Raw genomic sequence first — 22,060 nt, 5'->3', positions numbered from 1 at the left:
CCGGTTGCACTCTTGCGGCCCCGATCCCGACCTGAAAGCAGGACCTTTCCTTGCCCGAGGAACCGGCCTACGAAGCCGAGCTGCGCCGCGAGCAGGCCTACACCGACGCCCTGTTCGCGAAGCTCGACGCCGAACGCGCCCAGACCCAGCGCCGGCTGGACGAGACCCTGCGCCAGACCGGCGGGACCCCGCAGGCGCGGACCGAACGCGAAGCCGCCACGAACCTGCACAGCGACCGGCTCGCCCAGCTCGGGTCGGTCGAGCAGGGATTGTGCTTCGGGCGGCTGGATTTCGTGCCCGGCGGCAGCGACGAGGAAACCGCCTACATCGGACGGCTCGGGCTGTTCGACGAGGACGACGACTACCGGCCGCTGCTGATCGACTGGCGCGCGCCGGTCGCGCGGCCGTTCTACCTCGCCACCGCCGCTTCGCCCGACGGCGTGCGCCGCCGTCGCCATCTGCGGTCGCTGAGCCGCCGCGTCACCGGGTTCGACGACGAGATCCTCGACCTGACCGCCGCCGACCAGGGCCAGGACCTCGGGCTGGCCGGCGAAGCCGCGTTGCTGGCCGCGCTGGAGCGCCGCCGGACCGGCGAGATGGCCGACATCGTCGCCACCATCCAGGCCGAGCAGGACCGGATCATCCGCGCGCCGCTCGGCGGGGTCATGGTGGTGCAGGGCGCGCCGGGCACGGGCAAGACCGCCGTCGCGCTGCATCGCGCGGCGTACCTGCTCTACACGCACCGCCAGCAGCTGACCACGCGCGGCGTGCTCGTCGTCGGCCCGAACTCGACCTTCCTGCGCTACATCGGCCAGGTGCTGCCGTCGCTCGGCGAGACCGGTGTGCTGCTGTCGACCATTGGCCAGCTGTGGCCGGGCCTGGACGCGGACGGCGCCGAGTCGCCGGAAGCGGCCGAGGTGAAGGGCAGGCTGGTGATGGCCGAGGTGCTCGCCAAGGCCGTCCGCGACCGGCAAGGTGTACCCGATCCGGTGATCGAGATCGAGCACGAACGCGAGATCCTCAAGCTCGACCGGAAGACCTGCACGCAGGCGCGCGCCCGGGCCCGCCGTTCGCGGCGCCCGCACAACCTCGCGCGGCGGCTGTTCGTCTCCGACGTCCTCGACGCGCTCACCCGGCAGGCCGCTCGCGCTTTGGGCGAGGACCTGCTGGACGCGCAGGATGTCCAGGACATCCGCGCCGAGCTGGCGTCGAGCCCCGCGGTGGCCGCCGCGCTGAACTCGCTGTGGCCGAAACTCACGCCGTCGGGCCTGCTGGACGACCTGTTCGCCGACCGCGAACACCTCGGCCGGGCGGCGGGCGAGCTGCTGTCCGAAGAGGACCGGAAGCATTTGGAGAGCGGCCGCGACGCGAAGTGGACGCCCGCCGACGTGCCGCTGCTCGACGAACTGGCCGAGCTGCTCGGCACTGACGACTCCGAAGAAGCGGCCGAGGAGAAGCGCCGCGAACGCGTCGAGCGGGCCTACGCCGAGGGCGTGCTGGACATCCTTGAGCAGGACGAGGAAATCCAGGACGAGGAGATCCTGCGGGTGTCCGACGTCCTGGACGCGGAGTTGTTCGCCGAACGCCAGCAGGCGCGCAGCGAACTGACCGCGGCGCAGCGGGCGGCGCAGGACCGGACGTGGACGTTCGGGCACGTGATCGTGGACGAGGCGCAGGAACTGTCCGCGATGGACTGGCGGCTGCTGATGCGCCGCACGCCGAACCGGTCGATGACGCTGGTCGGCGACGTCGCGCAGACCGGGGCCGCCGGGGGAGCGCGGACCTGGGACGAGGTGCTGTCGCCGTACGTCGCGGACCGCTGGCGGCTGGAGCAGCTGACGGTGAACTACCGGACCCCGGCGGAGATCATGGCGGTCGCGGCGGGCGTGCTCGCCGAACTGGACGTGGACCTGGCCGCGCCCGCGTCGGTGCGGGAGACCGGGGTGCCGCCGTGGGGCGTGGAGGCCGCTTCGCTGGAGGAGGAACTGCCGTCGCTGGTGGCCGCGGAACTGTCCGCTGTGGACGGTGGGACGGTCGCGGTGCTGGTGCCGGGCGGCCGGATCGACGAGGTGCGGAAGCTGCTTCCGGAGGACGAGCGGCTGAGCGTGCTGACCGTCGACCGGTCCAAGGGACTGGAGTTCGACGGGGTCGTGCTGGTGTCGCCGGACGAGATCGTGGCGGGCTCGCCGCGCGGGCTCAACGACCTGTACGTGGCGTTGACCCGGGCTACGCAGCGGCTCGGCGTGGTGCGGACTGGTCCGGCGGTGCCCGCTCTCGGCGGGCTTGGCTAATCTTCCGGCATGCAGAAAATCGGCAGGACGGCCGTCATCGGCGCGGTCGCGGCAGTCGCCGCGTTCGGCCTCACGGCCTGCGGCGGCGACAGCGGCGCGGCCCCGGCGGCCCCGAGCCGCGAGTGCACCGCGGACGACATCAAGACCACCGGGAACTTCGGCCAGGCGCCGGCGATCACCATCCCGGACGACTGCGCCCCGCCGAAGAAGCTGCTCACCAAGGACCTTTCGGCGGGCGCCGGGAAGGCTGCGGCCGCCGGGTCGAAGCTGTCCATGAACTACCTGGTCGTCACCTGGTCGAACAAGAAGAAGCTGGACAGCTCGTTCGACCGCGGCGAGCCGTTCGGCCTCGACCTCGGTGCCGGCCAGGTGATCGAGGGCTGGGACCAGGGCCTCGTCGGCGTCAAACAGGGCGGGCGGCGGCTGATGATCATCCCGCCCGCCCTCGCCTACAAGGACGGCGGACGCGGCATCGCGCCCAACGAAACGCTGGTGTTCGTGACCGACGCCCTCTCGGTTTCCTGACCTAAGGGATCAGCAGCAGCTTCCCGGTCGTCCGGCGCCCCTGGAGGTCCTCGTGGGCCTTGCGGGCGTCGGCGAGCGGGTAGCGGCCGCCGATGCGGACGTTCAGCGAACCGTTCCGCACACCGGCGAACAGTTCGCCGGCGCGCCAGTCGAGTTCCTCGCGGGTGCGCAGGTAGTGGCCGAGCGTCGGGCGGGTCAGGAAGAGCGAGCCGCCGGAGTTGAGCCGCTGCGGGTCGATCGGCGGCACCGCGCCGCTGGCCGCGCCGAACAGCGCCAGCGTGCCGCGGATCTTCAGGCTCGCGAGGCTGCCGTCGACGGTGCTCTTGCCGACGCCGTCGTAGACCGCGGCGACGCCTTCGCCGTCGGTCAGCTCGCGGGTCGCGGCGGCGAAGTCTTCCCGGTCGTAGCGGATGACGTGGTCCGCGCCGGCACCGCGGGCCAGCTCGGCTTTCTCGTCGGTGGACACGGTGCACAGGACTCGGGCGCCGCGCGCCTTGGCCAGCTGCACCAGCAGCAGACCGACGCCGCCGGCCGCCGCGTGGACGAGGATGTCGTCGCCTGCCCGCACTTCGTAGGTCGAACGCACCAGGTAGTGCGCGGTCATGCCCTGCAGCATCGTGGCGGCCGCGATCTCGTCGGACACGTCGTCCGGCACCTTTACCGAGGCGCTGGCCGGGACCACTGCGCGCTGGGCGTAGCTGCCGAGCACACCCTGCCAGGTCACGCGGTCGCCGGGGGCGAATCCGGTGACGCCCTCGCCGGTCTCCACGACCGTCCCGGCGCCCTCGGAGCCGAGGACGAACGGCAGGTCGATCGGATAGATGCCCTGGCGCTGGTAGGTGTCGATGTAGTTGACGCCCGCGGCGGCGAGGTCGACCAGCAACTCGCCCGCGCCGGGCGGGCCGGGCTCGATCTCGGCCAGTTCCAGCACTTCCGGGCCGCCGGTCCGGGTCACCTGCACTGCGGTCGGCATCGTTCCTCCTCAAGATGGGCGCGTCTGGCGTCCACTATGGCCGAGAACACGGTCGGGCCGCGGGGGCGGGGGTCTCGGGTTAAGCTCCGGACGTGGCTGAGGAGACCGAAAACCCGCCGACCGCGCCGACTGCCCGCCAGCTGGCGTCCGCCCGCGAGTTCGTGGCCAAGCACGGCAAACCGTCGCGCGCCGTGGTCGAGAACATCGGCCTGGCCGGCGCGCGGGTCGTGCTCGTGGGCCCGGACGGGGCGATGGGCGACGTGCTGGTCGCCGGGGTCGAGACCGGGAACGCGCTGGTCGAGCAGGTCGACGACCTGGAGGCCGCGGAGTGGGACAGCGAAACGGTGAAGACGGTCAAAATCGGTGCCGCGCACCGGCGCAAGATGGCCGGGCCGCGAGCGGGCCGGTGACCCGCTCGGCGATTTTCGTCGGCTGCGCCGCGTTGCCCGAGGGCGACGGCGACGAAGCCGCGGTGCTGCCCGCGCTCGCGGACCTCGGATTCACCGTGAGCTGGGCGGCCTGGGATTCGGCCGCCGACTTCGCTTCGGCGGACATCGTCGTGCTGCGCGCCGCCTGGGACTACCCGGAGCGCCGCGAAGAATTCCTCAGCTGGTGCGAGGACGTGCCCGGGCTGAGCAATCCGGCCGCGGTCGTGCGGTGGAACACGGACAAGGCTTATCTCGGCGAGCTGCTCGACGCGGGCGTGCCGGCAGTGCCGGTCGAGATCGTGCCGCCGGGGGAGAAGCCGCGCTGGCCGAAGAAGCCGTTCGTGGTGAAGCCCTCGGTGGGCGCGGGAGGTCGCGGCGCTGCCCGGTTCTCCTCTGCCGGTGCGGACGCGGAGCAGCATCTGCGCGCTTTGCACGACGAGGGCCGCACGGGTCTTGTTCAGCCGTATCAGTCCAGTGTGGACACTCAGGGCGAGATCGCGGTGACGTACTTCGGCGGCGTTTATTCGCACGCCTTCACGAAATTCGCGCCGCTGGAGTCCTCAATGGACACTTCCGGGTTGTATCGCGAGGAGCGGCTGGCGGCTGCCGTCCCGGCGCCGGAGGTGCGTGCGGTGGCGGAGGACGCGCTGGACGCCGCGTGCGGGCTGCTCGGGATTTTGCGGGCGGAACTCCTGTATGCGCGGGTGGATCTGGTTCGCGGGGACGACGGTCGTCCGCTGGTGCTGGAGCTGGAGCTGACTGAACCGTCGCTCGGGTTCCGGCATGCGGACGCGGGTGCGCCGCTGCGGTTCGCGTCCGCGGTGCGGCAGCAGCTGGCCTAGCCCGGACGCCGTTTCGCCGCCAGCCGTTCCGCTCGGGGCCACCGGACGTCGCTGGCCCAGCCGAACCTCTCGAACGCCCAGATCACCCGCGCCGAGACGTCCACCTGCCCGCGCAGCACGCCGTGCCGGGCGCAGGTCGGGTCGGCGTGATGGGAGTTGTGCCAGGACTCTCCCATGGACAGCAGCGCCAGCGGCCAGAAGTTCGCGGCGCGGTCGCGGCTCGCGAACGGGCGGTCGCCGATCAGGTGGCACACCGAGTTCACCGACCAGGTCACGTGGTGCAGGAACGCGATCCGCACCAGTCCGGCCCAGAAGAACGCCGTCAGCGCGCCCGGCCAGGTGCCGCTGAAGGCCCAGCCGAGCGCGGCGGGCAGGGCGAGACTGAGCGTGATCCACAGCCAGAAGAACCGGTTCACCAGGCGCAGGTCGCGGTCGCTGACGAGATCCGGGGCGAAGCGGTCGGCGTTGGTGACCTCGCGCTGGAACATCCAGCCCATGTGCGCGTGCCAGAACCCGCGCAGCAGCGCCGCGGGCGAGGTGCCGAAGAGCCACGGCGAATGCGGATCGCCCTCGCGGTCGGAGAACGCGTGGTGGCGACGGTGGCTCGCGACCCAGAAAATCACCGAACCCTGCACTGCCATGCTGCCCGCGATCGCGAGCGCGATCCGCAGCGGGCGGCTCGCTTTGAAGGCGCCGTGGGTGAAGTAGCGGTGGTACCCGACGGTCACGCCGAGCGTGGCGAGCACGTAGAAGACGGTCGCGAGGATCAGGTCGGTCCAGCCGATGCCCCACCCCCACACCAGCGGCACGGCGGCGATCAGCGCGGCGAACGGCACGAGCAGGAACGTCTTGAGCACGAGCATCTCGGCGGTTCCGCGCCGGCCGGAGAGAAGGGGTTTGGCGGCGCGGGCAGGGGCGGTCGGCATGGCGGCACCTCGGGCTTTTCGGAAAGCCGGACGGCGACGACGGTAAGCCGCCGACCTGTCCGCCGGGCCGACGCGCAGTTACGCCCGGATGACCGTCAGTTCGCGGTGGCGGGTTGGCCTCCGGTCCGTTGCCAGGAGGTCAGGCCGCACGCAGGGGCGGGCCCTTTCGCCCCGGTGATTCCCAGGCCGAGACCCTGCGGCGCGAGGCCGTCAGTTCGCGGTGGCGAGTTCCCGCGTCTGCGCGGGCTCCAGCGACGTCACCGGCCCGCGGTCGCGAGTTCCCGTCCACAGCACCGCCGTCACGACGATCACGAGCGCCGAGCCGAGCACGTGGAACGACACCATCGCCTCGGGCACGCCCAGCGCGTACTGCACCGTCCCCAGAACGCCCTGCAGCAGCGCGACAATCCACGCCCACGCATATCGCTGCCACACGCTCTTCGGCGCACCGGCCCGCATCAGCGTGAGCCCGAAGACGCCCAGCACGACCAGGTACGCGATGAGCAGGCCGCTGTGGATCCGCGCCAGCTGCTCGATCGGGGCGGCGAGGCGATGCGTGTTCGCGTCGCCGCCGTGCGGGCCCGCGCCGGTGACCGTCGTGCCGGCGACGAGGACCGCCCACATCAGGACCGTCAGCAGGACCAGCATCTGCCGTCCCAGCTTCGGGACCAGCGGGCGCGCGGGTTCGTCTCCTTCGCGGAACGCCTTCAGCAGCAGGACCGCCAGCCAGACGAGCGGCGTGGAAGCCAGGAAGTGGATCGCGACCGTCCACCATTCCAGTTTCGCCAGCACGGTCAGCCCGCCCAGGACCGCCTGCAGCACGACGCCGCCGGGCATCGTCCAGGCGAGCTTCACCAGCCGCTTGCGCTCCGGGTGGTCGATCTGGATCCGCCACGCGGTGAGCACGGCGAGCGCGGCCACCACGATCACGACGCCGGTCAGCATCCGGTTCGAGAACTCGATCCACTGCGTGACCGCGTCGATGCCGGGGTGCCGCACCGGCACCAGGCTGCCCGCGACGCACTGCGGCCAGGTCGGGCAGCCCAGCCCGGACCCGGTCACGCGCACCACGGAGCCGGTGACGCCGATGCCTGCCTGCGCGACCACCGCGGCGATCCCGACCCCGCGCTGGACCGCGGCGGACGGATACGGCAGGCGGGCGATCAAACTGCGAAGGGACACGCGGAAAGAATACTCGCGCGCGTTTTCCCGCCTTCACGCGGCGGTATTGCTCCGCACGGATTTGCCAGCGTGCGCAAGGAATCGGGTGCGGCGGCCGTCACATTCGGCCCGCGATTTCCGTGCGGTGATCCGGAAATCGGGTGTGGGATTCAGGTGAGTTTCGTAGTCCGCGTCGCCAGCACTCCGGCCACCGCGGCCCACACCACGAGCACCGCCGCCGGGCCGAGCGGGAACTGGCCGTCCACCAGCGCCGCGCGCATCCCTTCGGCCAGCGCGCCGGACGGCAGCAGCGACACCACCCCACCGACCCCGGACGGCAGTGCCGACGGGGCCAGCAGAATCCCGCCCGCCAGCAGCAGCACGAACCACACGATGTTCGCCAGCGCCAGCACGGCTTCCGCGCGCAACGCACCGCCCAGCAGCACGCCCAAAGCGCCGAAAGCCAGCGTTCCGAGCACCAGCAGCACCACCGCGGAACCGATGCCGGCGGCCGAAGGGGACCAGCCCAGGAAAGCCGCCACCACGCCGAGCACCACGGACTGCAGCGCCACCACGACGAGCGCCGCCACGACCCGTCCGGCCACCAGCAGCCAGCGCGGCAGCGCCGTCGCCGAAAGCCGCTTCAGCACGCCGTAGCGGCGGTCGAAGCCGAGCGCGATCGCCTGGCCGGTGAACGCCGACGACATCACCGCCAGCGCGAGGATCCTCGGCGTCATCCAGTCCACTTTGGACGTCGAACCGAGCTGGCTCGCGGGCAGGATGTCCAGCAGGCTCAGCCCGATCAGCAGCGCGAGCGGGATGATGAGGGTGAGCAGCAGCTGTTCGCCGTGCCGCAGGGTCAGACCGGCTTCGACCCGCGCGTGGGTGCGCAGCATCCTGCCGAGCGAACCGCGGCCGGGCGCGGGGGCGAAAGTGCCTGCGGGGAACGGAGAACTCATGCGCGCAGCTCCCGTCCGGTGAGTTCGAGGAACACTTCTTCGAGCGTCCGCCGTCCGACTTGCAGTTGTTCGGGCAGTACGCCCTGTTGCGCGCACCAAGCGGTCACGGCGGAGACCACCTGCGGGTCGACCGCGCCCTCCACCAGGTACGAACCGGGCGCGGTTTCGCTGACCCGGTACCCCTCCGGCAGGGCCGCTTCGAGCAGCGTCGTGTCGAGTTTCGTGCGGGCGCGGAACCGCAGCTGCGCCGCCTCGCCCGCCTCCAGCGTCAGCGAATGCGGGGTGCCTTCGACGACCACCTTGCCGTGGTCGACGATCACCACCTGGTCGGCCAGCGTTTCCGCTTCCTCCATCAGGTGGGTGGTGAGCAGGACGCTCACGCCGTCGGTGCGCAGGGCCGCGAGCAGGTCCCAGACCAGCCGCCGCGCCTGCGGGTCCATGCCCGCGGTGGGCTCGTCCAGGAACACCAGCTCCGGACGGCCGACCAGCGCGCACGCCAGGGAAAGCCGTTGCTGCTGCCCGCCGGAGAGCCGTTTGAACGGGGTCCGCTTCGCGCCGGCGAGCCCGAGCACGTCGAGCAGCCACGCCGGATCGTGCGGGTTCGCCGCGCAGGAAGCCACTAGCCGCAGCATTTCCTCCGCGCGCACGCCCGGGTACGCGCCGCCGCCCTGAGGCATGATGCCGACGCGGGGGCGGAGCCGGGAGCTGTCCGCGACGGGGTCGAGGCCGAGCACGCGCACCTGGCCCGCGTCAGGTCTGCGGAAACCCTCGCAAATCTCGACAGTGGTCGTTTTCCCGGCACCGTTCGGCCCGAGCAGGGCCAGCAGGGAACCACGCTCCATGCGCAGGTCGACGCCGTCGACCGCGGTGGTGGAGCCGTAGCTTTTCGCCAAGCCGGAGATCTCGACGGCGGGGTTGTCCACAACGAATCACGATACGACGTCGGCGGGCGCGCGCGGTGCCGGGGACGCTGGAGGTGTCCTGGACAACAGCAGCGGCGAAACCCGGTACACGATCGCGAGGCCGGCCAGCGTCACCAGAGCGGCCGCGCCGTAGGCCCACGGCAGGACGTACGAGCGGCCGTCGAAGGTGCCGCCGGTGGGCGGCAGCAGGAACGGCAGCCCGGCGCTGACGACCGTGGCGGCCACCCGGAACCGCGACGTCCCGGCCGCGGCGGCGAGCGGGATCACCGCCCACAGCAGGTACCAGGGCTGGAGGTTGATCTGCAGGATCATCGCCGCGCCCAGCGAAACGCCGAGCCCGATGATCGGCCGGTACCGCCATTTGAAGCTGGCCCACAGGAATTTGATCGTGACGGCCGCGGTGATCACGTTGCCGAGCGTGCCGAGGATCGGCACCAGCGCGTCGGTGTGGTTGCCGAGCCCGAGCGTGATGCCGAGGACGCCGCTGAGGTTCGCGATCTCCGCGGTGGGGGAGATGAACGACCGCACCAGCCCCGGCGTGCTCGCCGTCGCGCCGATCCAGCCGAAGCCCAGCCCGGTGCCGGCGCAGATCGCGGCGAGCACCACGCCGAACAGCACCGCCATCGGCGCGCCCGCCCACACCAGGTCCTTCAGCCGCCCGTGCCATCTGCGCGCGACCATCACCGACAGGAACGGCAGCGCCAGCACCGCCGGGATCTTCACGGTGGCGCCGACGGTGATGATGGCGACGCCGAGCGCGATGAAGAGCAATTCGCCCTTCGCCAACGGCGGCGGACTGTCTCCCTTCACCCGCACCGGCAGCCGCCGGATGCCGATCTCCAGTCCGGCCACCATGAGCCCGATGGCCAGCGAATCGTTGTGCGCGCCCGCGACGAAATGGAAGATCAGCAACGGGTTCGCCGCGCCGAGCCACAGCGCGGTGGCCGGCTGCACGCCGAACCGCCGGGCCAGCCGCGGCACCGCCCACACGATCAGCAGCACGCCCACCATCGCGAGACCGCGCTGCAGCAGCACGCCGACGACGATGTTGTTGCCGCCGACCGGGGCCAGCCAGCCGCCGAGCCGCAGCAGCAGCGGGCCGTACGGGGCGGGCGTCTCGCGCCAGATGTTGGTGACGCCCGCGGTGAGCGGGTCCGCGACGCCGAGCGCCTGCGCCGGGCCCAGCTGGTAGGGGTCCATGCCGCGGTGCACGATCTCGCTCTGCGCGAGATAGCTGTAGACGTCGCGGGAGAACAGCGGCGGGATCAGCAGCAGCGGCGCGACCCACATCGCGACGGTGCGGGCCAGCTGGCCGCTGGTGGCCAGCCGCGCGCTGGCCGGGCGGGCGAACCGGGCGAGCAGGAGCCAGCTCAGCACCAGGATGCCCATCCCGGAGAAGGCGATCGCGAGCGAGACGGTCGGGATCCGGATGAACAGCCGCAGCACCGGCAGGTCCTGCACCGGGTTGATCACCGGCGCGGCCCCGGCCCCGAGCGAGCCGAGCGCGAGGAACAACGAGCCGACCGTGCCGAAGCGGCGGACCACGTCGAGGCCGCGGGTCTCGGCGGCGTTCAGCGGTTCGGTGCGGCGCGGGCCGACCGGGGACGGCGCGGGGGCCGGCGGAGCGGCCACGGCGCCGGCGGCACTGTCGGAGCCGCCGGATAAGTCCGGTTCCGGTGCCCGCTGGTCCGGGTGTTCGCCGACTGCCACGCCCGGAAGCGTATCGAGTCCGGTTCGCGCGGAGCATCGAGCCGTGCGGTCCCCGGCTCCGGGCAGGCTGCTCCGTCGGCCGGTGAAGGGTCCCTTCCGGGACTCGGGGCGTGCCGCGGGTGCGGCCGAGGAGTGCCGGGCCGGGTCGGCGCGGCTCCTGCCGGACTTGGCTCCCGGGCCGGATTGTCGCCCGTGAGGGCCTGCCTGCGGGAATCGGATTCCCGCACGGACCTGGGGCGGGTGCTGCCGCGGCGAGCCGGATCCGGGGTGAGCCGGGTCACTGGGCGACACCCCGCCTTTGCCTGCCGGGCGGAAATAAGACACACTTGTGTTGTGAAAAAGAACGGGACCACCGGCGAGGGGCGCGGCGAGCAGCCGCGCACCGGGTCTGTCGGCGTTCCCGTGCAGGTCAGCACCGCGAACGTGGCCGAGGGCCGCACGCGGCACGAGGTCGCCCGGCTGCTGCTGGAGCAGGGCCCGATGACCGCCGTGGTGGTCGCCGAGCAGCTCGGGATCAGCCCCACGGCGATCCGGCGGCACCTCGACGCGCTGCAGGCCGACGGCGAGGCCGAGACCCGTGACGCCCCGCGCAGGGGCCCGCGCGGACGCGGCCGCCCGGCCAAGCTGTTCCTGCTCACCGAAGCGGGCCGCGCCCGGTTCGGGCACGCCTACGACGACCTCGCGTCCTCGGCCATCCGCTTCCTCGCCGAGCACGCCGGCCCGGACGCGGTGCGCGCGTTCGCCGAGCGCCGGGTCGAAGGACTCGTCGGGCCGCACCGGCAGGCGATCACCGGGTCGGCTGATCCGGTCGAGCGCGCCGAGGCCCTCGCCACCGCGCTGAGCAGGGAGGGCTACGCTGCCTCGACCCGCCAGATCGGCGCGGGAGCCCCAGCCTCGAACGTCGGTGCGCAGCTGTGCCAGCACCACTGCCCGGTCGCGCATGTCGCCGCGGAATTCCCGCAGCTGTGCGAGGCCGAGACGGAAGCGTTCGCGAAGCTGCTGGGCACCCACGTCCAGCGGCTGGCGACCATCGCGCGCGGAGACAACGCGTGCACCACACACGTACCCGCCGGACCGGCGGGTATCCCGGCCCATCCCGAGCCGGACCGCACGACGCCCGGAGCCGCGGCCGCGCCGCCCGACGGGCACGCACCACGGATCCCGAATGGAGGGAAACCCGCATGACTGCCGCTGCCGAGCAGCGCACTCCCACCACCGAGCCGTTGAGCCAGGAAGAGACCATCGCGTCCCTTGGCAACTACGCCTTCGGCTGGGCGGACTCCGACGAGGCTGGCTCCACCGCCCGCCGCGGCCTGAACGAGGATGTCGTCCGCGACATCTCCGCGAAGAAGTCCGAGCCCGAGTGGATGCGCGACGCCCGTTTGAAGGCGCTCAAGCTGTTCGACCTCAAGCCGATGCCGAACTGGGGCGCCGACCTCTCGGGGATCGACTTCGACAACATCAAGTACTTCGTGCGGTCCACCGAGAAGCAGGCGGCCAGCTGGGAAGACCTGCCCGAGGACATCAAGAACACCTACGACAAGCTGGGCATCCCCGAGGCGGAGAAGCAGCGCCTCGTGGCCGGCGTCGCCGCGCAGTACGAGTCCGAGGTCGTCTACCACCAGATCCGCGAGGACCTGGAGGAGCAGGGCGTTCTCTTCCTGGACACCGACTCCGCGCTCCGGGAGCACCCGGAGATCTTCCAGGAGTACTTCGGCTCCGTGATCCCGGCCGGCGACAACAAGTTCTCCGCGCTGAACACCGCGGTGTGGTCCGGCGGCTCGTTCATCTACGTGCCGAAGGGCGTGCACGTCGAGATCCCGCTGCAGGCCTACTTCCGGATCAACACCGAGAACATGGGCCAGTTCGAGCGGACGCTGATCATCGTCGACGAGGACGCCTACGTCCACTACGTCGAGGGTTGCACCGCGCCGATCTACCAGTCGGACTCGCTGCACTCCGCGGTCGTCGAGATCATCGTGAAGAAGGGCGCCCGCTGCCGCTACACGACGATCCAGAACTGGTCGAACAACGTCTACAACCTGGTCACCAAGCGCGCCAAGTGCGAAGAGGGCGCGACCATGGAGTGGGTCGACGGCAACATCGGCTCCAAGGTGACCATGAAGTACCCGTCGGTCTTCCTCATGGGCGAGCACGCCAAGGGCGAGGTCCTCTCGGTCGCGTTCGCGGGCGAGGGCCAGCACCAGGACGCCGGGGCCAAGATGGAGCACCTCGCGCCGCACACCTCCTCGACCATCGTGTCGAAGTCGGTCGCCCGCGGCGGCGGCCGGACCTCCTACCGCGGCCTGGTCAAGGTCGCGAAGCGGGCGCACCACTCGCGCTCCAGCGTGGTCTGCGACGCCCTGCTGGTGGACACGATCTCGCGGTCGGACACGTACCCGTACGTGGACATCCGCAACGACGAGGTGTCCATGGGCCACGAGGCCACCGTGTCCAAGGTCAGCGAAGAGCAGCTGTTCTACCTGATGTCGCGCGGCCTCGACGAGGCCGAGGCGATGGCGATGATCGTGCGCGGGTTCGTCGAGCCCATCGCGCGCGAGCTGCCGATGGAATACGCGCTCGAGCTGAACCGCCTGATCGAGCTCCAGATGGAAGGGTCCGTCGGCTAGTCATGTCGGTTACCGAGAACAACGTCGCCGAGTCGCTGCGGGAGGGCGCCGTCATTCCGGCGGCCTCCCGCGCGGAGCGGTTCACCTCCTACGACGTCGCGGCCTTCGAGGTCCCGGGCGGTCGCGAGGAGAACTGGCGCTTCACTCCGATGAAGCGCCTGCGCGGCCTGCACGACGGGTCCGCCGTCGCCTCCGGCGAGATCACGCTGGAGGCCGAGGCCGCGCCCGAGCTGAAGATCGAGACCGTCGGCCGCGACGACGCGCGCCTCGGCGAAGCGGGCGTGCCGAGCGACCGCATCGCGGCGCAGGCGTACTCGTCCTTCGCCAAGGCCACGATCGTCACCGTGCCGAAGGAGACCAAGGCGTCCCAGCCGTCCGTGCTGCGGATCCACGGTCCGGGCGAGGGGAAGGTCGCCTACGGCCACCTCCAGGTGCGCGCCGAGGCGTTCGCCGAGGCCGTGATCGTGCTCGACCACGTCGGCTCCGGCACCTACGCCGACAATGTCGAGTTCGTCATCGGCGAGGGGGCGAAGGTCACCGTGGTCAGCGTCCAGGACTGGGCCGACGACGCGGTGCACGTCTCCGAGCAGCACCTGCAGCTGGGCCGCGACGCCGCGCTGCGGCACACGGTGATCACCCTGGGCGGCGATCTGGTCCGCGTCTCGCCGACGGCGACGTTCACCGACAAGGGCGGCGACGTCGACATGCTCGGCGTCTACTTCGCCGACGGCGGCCAGCACCAGGAGCACCGGCTCTTCGTCGACCACGCGGTGCCCAACTGCAAGTCGCGGGTCGGCTACAAGGGCGCGCTGCAGGGCGAGGGCGCGCACGCGGTGTGGATCGGCGACGTGCTGATCCGGGCCGCGGCCGAATCCACCGACACCTACGAGTTCAACCGCAACCTGGTGCTCACGCCCGGGGCGCGCGCGGACTCGGTGCCGAACCTGGAAATCGAGACCGGCGAGATCGAAGGCGCCGGCCACGCGAGCGCGACGGGAAGGTTCGACGACGAGCAGTTGTTCTACCTGCAGTCGCGCGGAATCGCCGAAGAAGCCGCTCGCCGTCTGGTCGTGCGCGGGTTCTTCCACGAGATCCTGGTGAAGATCGACGTCCCCGAGGTGCGCGAGCGCCTCGAAGCCGCGATCGAGGCCGAACTCGAAGCCGTCGGCGCCTGACGCCCTCCACCGCAGACTTTAGGAAACGAAGAATGGCTACCCTGGAAATCAAGGACCTGCACGCCTCGGTCACCACCGACGAGGGCGCCAAGGAGATCCTCAAGGGCGTCAACCTGACCATCCGGTCCGGCGAGACGCACGCGATCATGGGCCCGAACGGCTCCGGCAAGTCCACCCTGTCCTACGCGATCGCCGGCCACCCGAAGTACACGGTGACCTCCGGCGAGGTGCTGCTGGACGGCGAGAACGTGCTCGAGATGAGCGTCGACGAGCGCGCCCGCGCCGGCCTCTTCCTCGCCATGCAGTACCCGGTCGAGGTGCCCGGCGTCTCGATGTCGAACTTCCTGCGCACCGCGGCCACCGCGGTCCGGGGCGAGGCTCCCAAGCTGCGCCACTGGGTCAAGGAGGTCAAGGAGGAGATGGGCAAGCTCGGCATCTCCCAGGAGTTCGCCGAGCGCTCGGTGAACGAGGGCTTCTCCGGCGGCGAGAAGAAGCGCCACGAGATCCTGCAGCTGGCGCTGCTCAAGCCGAAGTTCGCCATCCTCGACGAGACCGACTCCGGCCTGGACGTCGATGCGCTGCGCGTCGTGTCCGAGGGCGTCAACGAGTACACGGCGGGCAACGAGGTCGGCGTCATGCTGATCACGCACTACACCCGCATCCTGCGCCACATCCAGCCGGACTTCGTGCACGTCTTCGCCGACGGGCGCATCGTCGAGTCCGGCGGCCGCGAGCTGGCCGACGAGCTGGAGGAGAACGGCTACGTCAAGTACGCCGGCTCCGCCGAGCCCGCCAAGGCCTGAGGCGCTTCCCGCGCCCCGTTCCCGACGACACCGAGAGAGGAGTTGGCTCGATGACCACCACGGCTTCGAACAGCCCGACCAACTCTGTTCCCCTTGACGTGGCGGCACTGCGTGCCGACTTCCCGATCCTGACGCGCACTGTGCGCGACGGGAAACCCTTGGTGTACCTGGATTCCGGAGCGACCTCGCAACGGCCGGTGCAGGTGCTCGACGCGGAACGGCGGTACGTGTTCACGTCGAACTCGGCCGTGCACCGCGGTGCCCACCAGCTGTCGGAAGAGGCCACCGACGCCTACGAATCCGCGCGCGCCAAGGTCGCGGAGTTCGTCGGCACGGACCCGGAGGAGCTGGTGTTCACCAAGAACGCCACCGAGGGCATCAACCTCGTGGCGTACGCGATGAGCAACGCCGCCACCGCCGGACCGGAAGCGGAACGCTTCCGGCTCGGCGAGGGCGACGAAATCGTCATCACCGAGATGGAGCACCACGCGAACCTGGTGCCGTGGCAGCAGTTGTGCCAGCGCACCGGGGCGACGCTGAAGTGGTTCAAGGTCACCCCCGACGGCCGCCTCGATCTGTCCGATATGGACAGTCTGATCACGCCGCGCACGAAGGTGGTCGCGTTCGCGCACCAGTCCAATGTGCTCGGCACGGTCAACCCGGTGGCCAAACTGGTGGCCAAGGCGAAAGAGGCCGGCGCGCTGACCGTGCTGGACGCCTGCCAGTCGGTTCCGCACTTCCCGGTGGACTTCCACGCGCTCGGCGTCGACTTCGCGGTGTTCTCCGGGCACAAGATGCTGGCCCCGTCCGGGATCGGCGTGCTCTACGGCCGGACCGAACTGCTCGAAGCGATGCCGCCGTTCCTCACCGGCGGCTCGATGATCGAGCTGGTCACGATGGAGCGCACCACGTTCGCCGCGCCGCCGCAGCGGTTCGAGGCCGGGGTGCCGATGACGTCGCAGGCGATCGGCCTCGGCGCGGCGGTGGACTACCTGTCCGCCGTCGGGATGGACCGCGTCGCGGCGCACGAGCACGAGCTGGCCGCGGCCGCGATCGCGGGCATCAGCGCGATCCCGGGCGTGCGCATCGTCGGGCCGACCGACCTGGAAGACCGCGGCGCCACCGTCGCGTTCGTGATCGACGGCGTGCACCCGCACGACGCCGGCCAGGTGCTCGACAGTCTCGGCATCGCGGTGCGGGTGGGGCACCACTGCGCTTGGCCGCTGCACCGGGCCTGTTCGGTGCCGGCGACGGTGCGGGCGAGCTTCTACCTGTACAACACGCTGTCCGAAGTGGACGCTCTGGTCGCCGGGATCCGCGAGGCGCAGAAGTTCTTCGGGGTGGACCAGTGAACCTGGAGAGCATGTACCAGGAGATCATCCTGGACCACTACAAGAACCCGCACGGGCGCGGCCTGCGCGATCCGTTCGACGCGGAGTCGTTCCAGGTCAACCCGACCTGCGGGGACGAGATCACCTTGCGGGTGAAGGTCAGCGACGGCAAAGTCGAGGACGTGTCCTACGACGGGCAGGGCTGCTCGATCAGCCAGGCGTCCGCGTCGGTGCTGACCGACCTGGTCGTCGGGCACACCCTTGAGGAGGCGTTCACGACCATGGACGCCTTCGTGGAACTGATGCAGGGCAAGGGCAAAGTCGAACCGGACGAGGACGTACTGGAGGACGGCGTCGCGTTCGCCGGCGTCGCGAAGTACCCGGCGCGCGTGAAGTGCGCCCTGCTCGGCTGGATGGCGTTCAAGGACGCCGTGTCCAGCACCACCACAGGAGCTGAGAAGGCATGAGCGCAGCTTGCAAGCGAATCATGGTTATTCATGCCGTCGCCGCCCGGGCAGCGAGCGTGAAACTCCTTAAGGAGGCGACGGCATGAGCGAAGAGACGGCCACCGACCCGCGCGAGGGGCGCACCGCCGCGGACCTGCCCGAGCAGTCCGCCGCCGTCCCCGCCGACATCGCCAAGATCGAGGACGTCGAGGAAGCGATGCGCGACGTCGTGGACCCGGAACTCGGCATCAACGTCGTGGACCTCGGCCTGGTCTACGACATCCGGGTCGAGACCGACAACACCGCGACGATCGACATGACGCTCACGTCCGCGGCCTGCCCGCTCACCGACGTGATCGAGGACCAGACGTCGGCCGCGCTGACGTCCGGCGGCCTCGTGAGCGACTTCCGGATCAACTGGGTCTGGATGCCGCCGTGGGGTCCGGAGAAGATCACCGACGACGGCCGCGAGCAGTTGCGGGCGCTCGGTTTCACGGTCTGAGGTTTGCCGCTGCGAAGGCCGCCTCCGGTTCGCCGGGGGCGGCCTTCGGCGCATCCGGGATGGGTGCGTTCGGCCGCAGGCGGGCGGAACGCCGGATTCTGTCGGGGTTGGGTGCTATTACTGATCGATGACCGAACCTGACTCCGCATCCGTGTCTCCCGAGGAAAGACCCAGCCGCGCCCTGGCCGTGGGAGCGGTGTCCGTGGCCGCGGTGAGCTTCGCGCTCGCGGTGCTGACCTGGCTGGCCTGGCTGCTGGTCCGGCCCCGGCTCCTCGTGAGCGGCGTCTACCCGCTCGTGGCCGAGGTGTTCGTCCTGGTGCTCGGCGCGCTGTGGTTCCTGGCGCTGCTGGCCGGGGTGCTGGCGGTAGTGCTGGGGCGGCTCGGGGGAGGAAAGCGGCCCGGCGGCGACCTGGCCCGCACGGGCTCGCTGCTGGGCGGGCTGACGGTGGTGGTGGCGCTGGCCGGGACGATCGCGTTCACGGTGAGCCCCGGCTTGCTGCCGGCCTACGGCGACGGCGGGCGGCCGCTCAACTCGATTCTCACCCGGTGAAGTCCGTATAACGACCTATACGGCGGTGGAGGGTCGCACGCGTCCGTTGTGGGCAGAGCGGCGCGATCCGCCCGGACGATCCCCGGCCGCGCAACGGGTCCTCGGTACTTCTGGTGGTAGGTGAGGGGGACCCTGAGGGAATCAGATTCCCTCAGAGGGTGTTTCGAAACCCGGTGGCGTGGTCGGGCGTTGACTGTGATTTCGGCGTGGCGCGCCGCTCGCTGGGCGGTTGTGTGCAAGCTTCCGCGTAACACACGGATCCAGCGACTGACCACGCGGGTTTCGAAACACCCTCTCAGGGTCCCCCTCACCTACCCTGCCTGGCCGCAGGGGCGGGTCATCGGGTTCGGGGCCGTCGTCCGGAGCGCCGGAAGACGACGAAAAGCAGTCGCAGTCCCGCCAGTGCGCTGATCATCAGCAGGTTGTAGCCGAACACGTGGTTCAGCGTCAGCCCGGGCACCAGTCGCGGGCCGCTGGAGCTGCCCAGCAGCAGCACGGCCATGAGCCCGGTCGCGATGCCGACCAGCGCCAGCAGCACCTCGTGCACCAGGCCGGTCACCAGGTCGCGGTCGCGTTCGTCGGAGAACAACCGCAGGTTCACCGACAGCCTGCCGTTTTCCAATGCCGCGCCGATCCGGTCCACCCGGCGGGGGAGGCGGCGCAGCACCGGCAGCAAGGCGGTGAATTCGTCGGTGACGGTGCGGCGCAAGGTTTCCGGGCGCAGGCCGATGCGTTCGGTGGCGAACGCGCGGGATTCGGCGACCAGGTCGAAGTCCGGGGCCAGTGTCGCGAGGGTGCCTTCCATGGTCGCCAGCGCGCGGAACACCGCGGCGATCGGCGGCGGGACGGCGAGGCGGAAGTCGGCGACGACGCGGAACAGGCCGGTGAACAGGTCGAGACCTGGTGTCCGGCCGGGACCGAAGTGCCGGGCCAGCAGGGCGCCGAGGGTGCGTTCCAGGCGTTGTTCGTCGAGATCGTCGGGACGGTTGACGATTTCCAGCAAGCCGTCGCGGACGCCGGCGGGGTCGCCGCGGTCGATGGCGGGCAGCAGGGCTTGCAGACCGGCGCGCAGGCCGGTGTCGAGGCGGCCGACGGAGCCGAAATCGAGCAGGCCGAGGGTGCCGTCTTCGAGCAGCAAAACGTTGCCAGGGTGCGGGTCCGCGTGGAAAACGCCGCCCAGCAGCACCTGGTCGAGCAGGCCGCGCAGGAAGGTGCGCGCGAGGTCCTCGCGGGAGCACCCGGAACCGGCGGAGAGCGGTGTGCCGTCCAGCCTTCGCATCACCAGGACGCGCTCCGTGGACAGTGCTTTGTGAACAGTCGGAAGCGTGACGCCGGGGACCGGATGCGCCGCGATCGCTTCGATGTTCGCGGCTTCGGTGCGGAAATCGAGTTCGTCCTCAAGGGATTCGGCGAAGCCGTCGGCCAGTTCCCGTACGCCGAGCGAACGTGCCCAGCCGGCGCGTTCGTACAGCACGGCGGCGAGGCGGCGGACGATGTCGATGTCGCGTTCCACCTGCTCGCGGATCCCGGGCCGCTGCACCTTCACGACGACCTCGGCGCCGGACCGCAGCCGGGCTCGGTAAACCTGCGCGATCGACGCCGCGGCAAAGGGTTCGTCGTCGATGTGAGCGAAGGCGGTGAGGTCGATTTCCTCCCGCAGCAACGCGCGCACCTCGTCTTCGGGCGCGGGCGGGACCTGATCGTGCAGCTTGCTGAGTTCGCGGATGTAGACCGGCGGCAGAAGATCGGCGCGCGTCGAGAGCAGTTGGCCGAGTTTCACGAACGTCACGCCCGCTTCTTCGAGCGCCAGCCGCAGCGATCGCGCGAGTTTCGCCGAGCCGTCGGGGCCCGCGGTGCGCCGGCCGGTGAGGAACGAGCCGAGGCCGTGGCGGATCGCGATGCGCATGATCCGCGAGTAACGGCGGGCGCGGGCGGCGCGGGACCGCAGCGAACGCATCCGGGCGAACAGGCCCGGTCCGCCGGACGGAATCGCGAGTTCGGCGACGAAAAGGACCAGCAGGGTCACCGCGAGCGCGCTGCCGGCCAGCGGGATCAGCAGCCCGATCGCGACCCCGGCGTTGGTCAGCACGGCGATCGGGAACAGCCGGATGACGGTCCCCGCGACGAGCCAGCCGGTGAGCGCCGCGCCGAGCGCCCGCGCGAGACCGACGCGCACCCCGAGCACCTTGCGGGCCGCGGCGACCAGCGGCCACAGCACGAGGAAGTAGGCCAGCAGGCCGAGCAGCAGCGTTTGCATGCCGACGAGCACACCAGCCCGGCGGTGCCCGCGGATCCAGCCGGGGTGGGACGGGCCTCCCTCTCGCGGGGGAGCGTCCTACTTTCGGACGTAGTCGGTCCCGTGGTGAACTTCTAACGTCATCGAGCGGATAAAGGGTTGCTTGCTTTCTCGATGACGTACGGAGGACACGATGCACGCACGAGGGTTCCGGCGGATCGCCGCACTGGCCGTGGCGACCGCTGCTCCGCTGGGCTTCGGCCTGGCGACCGCACCCGCCGCGTCCGCCGCCGCGGCGACCACCGTCTACTACAGCTCGACCGGCGCGCCGGACTACGTCGCGCAGATCGACCAGGGCGCGGCGAACTGGAACGCCGCGGTCAGCGACGTGCGGCTGGTCAAGGACGAGGGCAAGGCGACAGTCGTGCTCCACGAGGTGCACAGCGGCGGCTCGTACACGCAGACCGACGGGCACGGCAACGGCGACGTCTACCTGGACACGAGCCAGGTCGCCGAGGGCTACGACCCGACCCGCATCGCCGCGCACGAACTCGGCCACAATCTCGGGCTGCCGGACCACTACGAGGGGCCGTGCACTGAGCTGATGTCGGGGCACGGTCCGGGCACGTCGTGCACGAACGCCAAGCCGGACTCGCAGGAGTCGGCGAAGGTGCAGCAGTTGTGGGCCAACGGGTTCCGTGCCGAGGGCGACGGCACGCGGGTCACCACGACGGTCTACTGAGGGTCATGAGTGTTTGTGCCGGTTCTCACCGGCACAAACACTCACGACCCCCAGCGCGCTCGGGAAAGTACCCCGCGCTCACTCCGGCCCTCATGAGTGCTGGCGCCGGTTCTGACCGGTGCCAGCACTCACGACCCCCTACCCGGCGTGCAGCACGAAGAACAGGAAGCTCGGGCTGACGCACAGCATCCGGTAGTCCTCCGGGAACAGCTTTTCCGCCTCCGGCACCGGTTTCGGTTCGCTGATCGCCGAGATCCGGAATCCGGCCGCGGTGAACGCGTCGGTCATCGCGTGCAGCGGCCGGTTCCAGAAGCTCATCGGCAGGGCGCGGCCGCCGGCTTCCCAGTCTTCGGTCCACTGGTAAGTGGCCGGATAGTCGGTCTGGTGCCCGGCTTGGCGCTGCGACAGGTGAATCGCGAACGGGTGGTCGACCACCACGATCAGCCGTCCGCCGGGCTTGAGGACGCGGTGGAACTCGCCGAGCGCCGGGCCCCAGTCTTCGAGGTAGTGCAGGACGAGCGAGGCGACGACATCGTCGAACGCGTTGTCGGCGTAGGGAAGCGGCTCGGCGACATCGGCGACGCGCAGGTCCACGTCCGGTCCCAGCCGTCGGCGGGCGATTTCGAGCATGCTGCTGCTGAGATCGAATCCGGACACCTCGGCACCGCGTTCGCGCAGCGACACGGTCAGCGGCCCGGCGCCGCAGCCCGCGTCGAGAATTCGCCGCCCGGCCACGTCCCCGGCCAGCGCCAGCACGGCGGGTCGCTCGTAGTAGGCGTTCTGGATCTCGGTGTCCGACCTGACGGTGTAGGTGTCGGCCAGCCGGTCGTAGTCGTTGACGACTGTGCTCTCTTCAGGAGGCATGCGCTCCACGGTGCCAGAAAGCCGGCGCCAGGGTCCCGCTCCG

General features: G+C 70.7%; 21 protein-coding genes. 13 read left to right on the top strand and 8 right to left on the bottom strand.

The genetic code is table 11. The features are described 5' to 3' along the window. Positions 1-50: 50 nt before the first annotated feature. Positions 51-2,291 carry a HelD family protein gene (locus BM362_RS21535; protein ID WP_093574324.1) on the top strand — a complete coding sequence of 747 codons (2,241 nt, stop codon included), beginning with the start codon at positions 51-53 and terminating at the stop codon, positions 2,289-2,291. 9 nt (positions 2,292-2,300) lie between these two features. Further along, the gene (locus BM362_RS21530) at positions 2,301-2,816 is read left to right on the top strand and encodes an FKBP-type peptidyl-prolyl cis-trans isomerase (RefSeq protein ID WP_067579175.1); all 516 of its coding nucleotides are present in this window, start codon (positions 2,301-2,303) and stop codon (positions 2,814-2,816) included. Position 2,817: 1 nt separating this feature from the next. Here BM362_RS21530 and BM362_RS21525 read toward each other — a convergent pair whose 3' ends face one another. Beyond that, positions 2,818-3,789, bottom strand: a complete 972-nt coding sequence (locus tag BM362_RS21525) for a quinone oxidoreductase family protein (protein ID WP_093574323.1) — start codon at positions 3,787-3,789, stop codon at positions 2,818-2,820. 92 nt (positions 3,790-3,881) lie between these two features. Here BM362_RS21525 and BM362_RS21520 point away from each other — a divergent pair, with 92 nt between their 5' ends. Beyond that, on the top strand, positions 3,882-4,199 hold the full coding sequence (locus BM362_RS21520; RefSeq protein WP_093574322.1) for a hypothetical protein: 318 nt from the start codon (positions 3,882-3,884) through the stop codon (positions 4,197-4,199). Then, the gene (locus tag BM362_RS21515) at positions 4,196-5,059 is read left to right on the top strand and encodes an ATP-grasp domain-containing protein (protein WP_067579169.1); all 864 of its coding nucleotides are present in this window, start codon (positions 4,196-4,198) and stop codon (positions 5,057-5,059) included. Before BM362_RS21520 ends, BM362_RS21515 begins: the two co-directional genes overlap by 4 nt. On the opposite strand, the gene BM362_RS21510 is transcribed toward BM362_RS21515, so the two are convergent. From BM362_RS21510 to mptB, 5 genes are all read right to left on the bottom strand, one after another. Then, positions 5,056-5,985 carry an acyl-CoA desaturase gene (locus tag BM362_RS21510; RefSeq protein WP_067579167.1) on the bottom strand — a complete coding sequence of 310 codons (930 nt, stop codon included), beginning with the start codon at positions 5,983-5,985 and terminating at the stop codon, positions 5,056-5,058. The two genes, BM362_RS21515 and BM362_RS21510, sit on opposite strands and share 4 nt — an antisense overlap. A 210-nt stretch (positions 5,986-6,195) precedes the next feature. Further along, a complete protein-coding gene (locus BM362_RS21505) occupies positions 6,196-7,167 on the bottom strand; it encodes a COX15/CtaA family protein (RefSeq protein ID WP_093574321.1) in 972 nt (323 codons plus the stop codon). Between the two features lie 149 nt (positions 7,168-7,316). Then, positions 7,317-8,105 carry an ABC transporter permease gene (locus BM362_RS21500; protein WP_167545381.1) on the bottom strand — a complete coding sequence of 263 codons (789 nt, stop codon included), beginning with the start codon at positions 8,103-8,105 and terminating at the stop codon, positions 7,317-7,319. Next, positions 8,102-9,028 carry an ABC transporter ATP-binding protein gene (locus BM362_RS21495; RefSeq protein WP_067579161.1) on the bottom strand — a complete coding sequence of 309 codons (927 nt, stop codon included), beginning with the start codon at positions 9,026-9,028 and terminating at the stop codon, positions 8,102-8,104. Before BM362_RS21495 ends, BM362_RS21500 begins: the two co-directional genes overlap by 4 nt. 6 nt (positions 9,029-9,034) lie before the next feature. Then, a complete protein-coding gene (mptB, locus tag BM362_RS21490; protein ID WP_093574486.1) occupies positions 9,035-10,660 on the bottom strand; it encodes a polyprenol phosphomannose-dependent alpha 1,6 mannosyltransferase MptB in 1,626 nt (541 codons plus the stop codon). Positions 10,661-11,071: 411 nt separating this feature from the next. On the opposite strand from mptB, the gene BM362_RS21485 reads away from it, so the two are divergent. From BM362_RS21485 to BM362_RS21450, 8 genes are all read left to right on the top strand, one after another. After that, the gene (locus BM362_RS21485; protein ID WP_425285718.1) at positions 11,072-11,923 is read left to right on the top strand and encodes a helix-turn-helix transcriptional regulator; all 852 of its coding nucleotides are present in this window, start codon (positions 11,072-11,074) and stop codon (positions 11,921-11,923) included. Further along, positions 11,920-13,368, top strand: coding sequence for a Fe-S cluster assembly protein SufB (sufB, locus tag BM362_RS21480; RefSeq protein WP_067579157.1), 1,449 nt, complete (start codon positions 11,920-11,922; stop codon positions 13,366-13,368). Before BM362_RS21485 ends, sufB begins: the two co-directional genes overlap by 4 nt. 2 nt (positions 13,369-13,370) lie before the next feature. Next, on the top strand, positions 13,371-14,543 hold the full coding sequence (gene sufD / locus BM362_RS21475) for a Fe-S cluster assembly protein SufD (protein WP_067579155.1): 1,173 nt from the start codon (positions 13,371-13,373) through the stop codon (positions 14,541-14,543). A gap of 32 nt (positions 14,544-14,575) precedes the next feature. Then, positions 14,576-15,346, top strand: a complete 771-nt coding sequence (gene sufC / locus BM362_RS21470) for a Fe-S cluster assembly ATPase SufC (protein ID WP_067579153.1) — start codon at positions 14,576-14,578, stop codon at positions 15,344-15,346. Positions 15,347-15,396: 50 nt separating this feature from the next. Then, positions 15,397-16,698 (top strand): cysteine desulfurase, encoded by a 1,302-nt coding sequence (locus tag BM362_RS21465; protein ID WP_067579151.1) that lies wholly within the window; start codon positions 15,397-15,399, stop codon positions 16,696-16,698. Then, the gene (gene sufU / locus BM362_RS21460) at positions 16,695-17,144 is read left to right on the top strand and encodes a Fe-S cluster assembly sulfur transfer protein SufU (RefSeq protein WP_067579149.1); all 450 of its coding nucleotides are present in this window, start codon (positions 16,695-16,697) and stop codon (positions 17,142-17,144) included. Before BM362_RS21465 ends, sufU begins: the two co-directional genes overlap by 4 nt. Before the next feature lie 82 nt (positions 17,145-17,226). Next, on the top strand, positions 17,227-17,625 hold the full coding sequence (locus tag BM362_RS21455; RefSeq protein ID WP_067579147.1) for a metal-sulfur cluster assembly factor: 399 nt from the start codon (positions 17,227-17,229) through the stop codon (positions 17,623-17,625). Positions 17,626-17,752: 127 nt separating this feature from the next. After that, a complete protein-coding gene (locus tag BM362_RS21450) occupies positions 17,753-18,175 on the top strand; it encodes a hypothetical protein (RefSeq protein ID WP_093574320.1) in 423 nt (140 codons plus the stop codon). Between the two features lie 337 nt (positions 18,176-18,512). Here the strand turns inward: BM362_RS21450 and BM362_RS21445 are convergent, their stop codons facing one another. Beyond that, positions 18,513-20,432, bottom strand: coding sequence for an ABC1 kinase family protein (locus BM362_RS21445; protein WP_093574484.1), 1,920 nt, complete (start codon positions 20,430-20,432; stop codon positions 18,513-18,515). 172 nt (positions 20,433-20,604) lie between these two features. Here BM362_RS21445 and BM362_RS21440 point away from each other — a divergent pair, with 172 nt between their 5' ends. Beyond that, positions 20,605-21,153 (top strand): snapalysin family zinc-dependent metalloprotease, encoded by a 549-nt coding sequence (locus BM362_RS21440; RefSeq protein ID WP_067579143.1) that lies wholly within the window; start codon positions 20,605-20,607, stop codon positions 21,151-21,153. Between the two features lie 138 nt (positions 21,154-21,291). Here BM362_RS21440 and BM362_RS21435 read toward each other — a convergent pair whose 3' ends face one another. Further along, positions 21,292-22,017, bottom strand: a complete 726-nt coding sequence (locus BM362_RS21435) for a class I SAM-dependent methyltransferase (RefSeq protein WP_067579140.1) — start codon at positions 22,015-22,017, stop codon at positions 21,292-21,294. Between the last annotated feature and the right edge of the window lie 43 nt (positions 22,018-22,060).

It is taken from the genome of Amycolatopsis rubida (genome assembly GCF_900115345.1).
Lineage (GTDB): Bacteria > Actinomycetota > Actinomycetes > Mycobacteriales > Pseudonocardiaceae > Amycolatopsis > Amycolatopsis rubida.
This window is presented reverse-complemented; position numbering and strand designations above follow the sequence as displayed.

Coding starts and splice junctions, on each gene's coding strand:
- BM362_RS21450 (WP_093574320.1), top strand. CDS start 17,753: ATGACCGAACCTGACTCCGCATCCGTGTCTCCCGAGGAAAGACCCAGC.
- BM362_RS21525 (WP_093574323.1), bottom strand. CDS start 3,789: ATGCCGACCGCAGTGCAGGTGACCCGGACCGGCGGCCCGGAAGTGCTG.
- BM362_RS21445 (WP_093574484.1), bottom strand. CDS start 20,432: ATGCAAACGCTGCTGCTCGGCCTGCTGGCCTACTTCCTCGTGCTGTGG.
- BM362_RS21530 (WP_067579175.1), top strand. CDS start 2,301: ATGCAGAAAATCGGCAGGACGGCCGTCATCGGCGCGGTCGCGGCAGTC.
- sufD (WP_067579155.1), top strand. CDS start 13,371: ATGTCGGTTACCGAGAACAACGTCGCCGAGTCGCTGCGGGAGGGCGCC.
- BM362_RS21500 (WP_167545381.1), bottom strand. CDS start 8,105: ATGAGTTCTCCGTTCCCCGCAGGCACTTTCGCCCCCGCGCCCGGCCGC.
- sufC (WP_067579153.1), top strand. CDS start 14,576: ATGGCTACCCTGGAAATCAAGGACCTGCACGCCTCGGTCACCACCGAC.
- BM362_RS21455 (WP_067579147.1), top strand. CDS start 17,227: ATGAGCGAAGAGACGGCCACCGACCCGCGCGAGGGGCGCACCGCCGCG.
- BM362_RS21465 (WP_067579151.1), top strand. CDS start 15,397: ATGACCACCACGGCTTCGAACAGCCCGACCAACTCTGTTCCCCTTGAC.
- BM362_RS21435 (WP_067579140.1), bottom strand. CDS start 22,017: ATGCCTCCTGAAGAGAGCACAGTCGTCAACGACTACGACCGGCTGGCC.
- BM362_RS21510 (WP_067579167.1), bottom strand. CDS start 5,985: ATGCCGACCGCCCCTGCCCGCGCCGCCAAACCCCTTCTCTCCGGCCGG.
- sufB (WP_067579157.1), top strand. CDS start 11,920: ATGACTGCCGCTGCCGAGCAGCGCACTCCCACCACCGAGCCGTTGAGC.
- BM362_RS21440 (WP_067579143.1), top strand. CDS start 20,605: ATGCACGCACGAGGGTTCCGGCGGATCGCCGCACTGGCCGTGGCGACC.